This window comes from Falsiroseomonas sp. RANM36 (assembly GCF_056682175.1).
In genome coordinates this window covers 535,250-537,374 of the sequence record NZ_JBWXTD010000004.1, presented here as the reverse complement: position 1 = coordinate 537,374, position 2,125 = coordinate 535,250, and the positions used below count along the sequence as shown (strand labels likewise).

The window sequence follows — 2,125 nt, the reverse complement described above, 5'->3', positions numbered from 1 at the left end:
GCGGGGGGGGGGGGTGGGCGGGGCGCCTGGGGGCGGGGCGGCCCCGGGCGCCGCCCGGGCCCGGGGCGCGGGCGGGGGGCCGGCCTTCCCGGTCGTGCCGGTGGACACGACCGGCGCGGGCGATTGCTGGTGCGGGGTGCTCTGCGCGGCACTGGATCGCGGGCTGCCGCTGCGCGACGCGATGCGGCGGGCGAGCGCGGCCGCCGCCATCGCCGTGACGCGGCCGGGCGCGGCGAGTGCCATGCCGGTGGCGGCGGAGACCGACGCCCTGCTGGGATAGGTCCTGCGGCGGCAGGATCCGCCTTGGTCGTTCCGTCCTTGCATCCTACGATCCCGACGATGGTGGCCGGGACCGATCGCATGACAGCAACGACGCAGCGCATGCCGGCCTTCGGGCCGCGGATGCTGGCGATGCCGCTGATCCGCCTTGTCGTGCTCGGCGCCGCCCTCTTCGTCATGCTCGTCATGAGCAACGATGTGATGCTGGCCCTGTCGGGCCGGCCGCTCGCCGCGGCCGCGGGGGTGGCTGGCATGACGGCGGCGGGGCTCGCCGTCTATGTCGGCTTCGCCCGCTTGGTCGAGCGGCGCCGCGTGGAGGAGCTGTCCTTGCCGGGCATGGGCCGGGAACTCGGCCTCGGCCTCGCGATCGGGGCCGGGCTCTACGCCGCCTGCGTTCTCGTGCTTCTGGTCCTCGGCATCTACCGGATCGAGGGGCTGAACCCCTGGACCTTCCTCCTGCCGGCGCTGGCCATGGCACTGAGCTCCGGCATCTTCGAGGAGCTGCTGTTCCGCGGCGTGGTGTTCCGCTCGGTGGAGGAGGTCTGCGGCAGCTGGGTCGCGCTGGTGGTGTCGTCCCTCGTCTTCGGCTTCGTGCACCTGCTCAACCCGGCGGGCACGGTCATGGGCGCGCTCTTCATCAGCATCGAGGCCGGGCTGCTGCTCGCCGCCGCCTACATGCTGACGCGCCGCCTCTGGCTCAGCATCGGATTCCACATGGCCTGGAACTACACGCAGTCGGCGATCTTCTCCGGCATCGTGTCGGGCGGCGACACCGATCCGGGGCTGATCCGGGCCAGCATCGAAGGGCCGGCGGCGCTGACGGGCGGCAGCTTCGGGCTGGAATCCTCGCTGGTGGCCTTCGTGCTCTGCACCGCCACCGGCCTGGTCCTGCTGGCCCTCGCCATCCGGCGCGGCCGCATCAGGCCGCCCGCCTGGCGGCGCACGGCCTGACCGGCCGGCGCGCTATTCCACCACGATCTTCGGCCCGGCGCCGCCACCCGCGCGCTCAGCCAGCTTCTCCCGTAGCCGGGTGGCGATGCGCTGATAGGCCTTCGCCTCCTCCGTCTCCGGCTGCGCCGCGACGATCGGGGTGCCGGCATCGGCGAGCTCGCGGATCGCCAGCTTCAGCGGCAGCTCGCCCAGGAACTCCACGCCCAGCCGCTCGGCCTCGGCGCGTGCTCCGCCATGGCCGAACAGCTCCGCCCGGTGGCCGCAATTGGGGCAGCAATAGAAGGACATGTTCTCGATCAGCCCGAGCACCGGCACGCCGACCTTCTCGAACATCTTCACGCCGCGCCTTGCATCGATCAGCGCCACGTCCTGCGGGGTGGAGACGATCACCGCGCCGGCCAGCGGCACGCGCTGGCTCATCGTCAGCTGCGCGTCGCCGGTGCCGGGCGGCATGTCCACCACCATGATGTCGAGCGGCCCCCACTCGACCTGGCCCATCATCTGCTCGAGCGCACCCATCACCATCGGGCCGCGCCAGATCATCGCGGTCTCCGCCTCCACCAGGAAGCCGATGGACATGGCCGTCAGGCCCCAGCGCTGCAGCGGGATGATGCGCTGCCCCTCGGCGCGGGGCCGCTCACGCGTGCCGAGCATCTGCGGCAGGGAGGGGCCGTAGATGTCGGCATCGAGCAGCCCGACCTTGAGACCCTGGGAGGCCAGCGCCACCGCCAGGTTGACCGCGGTGGTGGACTTGCCCACGCCGCCCTTGCCGGAGGCGACGGCGACGATGGCGCCGACCTGGGGCAGCAGCATCGGTCCGGTGCCCGGTCCGCCTGCCTTGCCCGCGGGGCCGCCGGCCGGCCCCCCCCGCGCCCCCGCGGGGGCGGGGGGGGCC

The 2,125-nt window shown here is 73.6% G+C and carries 3 protein-coding genes; 2 read left to right on the top strand and 1 reads right to left on the bottom strand.

The features are described from left to right. A partial coding sequence (locus AC1MIR_RS16350; RefSeq protein WP_480029245.1) for a PfkB family carbohydrate kinase occupies positions 1-280 on the top strand: 280 nt, incomplete at its 5' end. 80 nt (positions 281-360) lie between these two features. Continuing rightward, complete coding sequence (locus AC1MIR_RS16345; protein ID WP_480029244.1) at positions 361-1,230, top strand: CPBP family intramembrane glutamic endopeptidase; 870 nt, start codon at positions 361-363, stop codon at positions 1,228-1,230. Positions 1,231-1,242: 12 nt separating this feature from the next. Here AC1MIR_RS16345 and AC1MIR_RS16340 read toward each other — a convergent pair. Then, positions 1,243-2,125: Mrp/NBP35 family ATP-binding protein (locus tag AC1MIR_RS16340; RefSeq protein WP_480029243.1), on the bottom strand; the 883-nt coding region annotated here is incomplete at its 5' end.

What these genes read in the sequence shown, in the direction of transcription:
- AC1MIR_RS16345 (WP_480029244.1), top strand. Translation starts at nt 361, where the DNA reads ATGACAGCAACGACGCAGCGCATGCCGGCCTTCGGGCCGCGGATGCTG.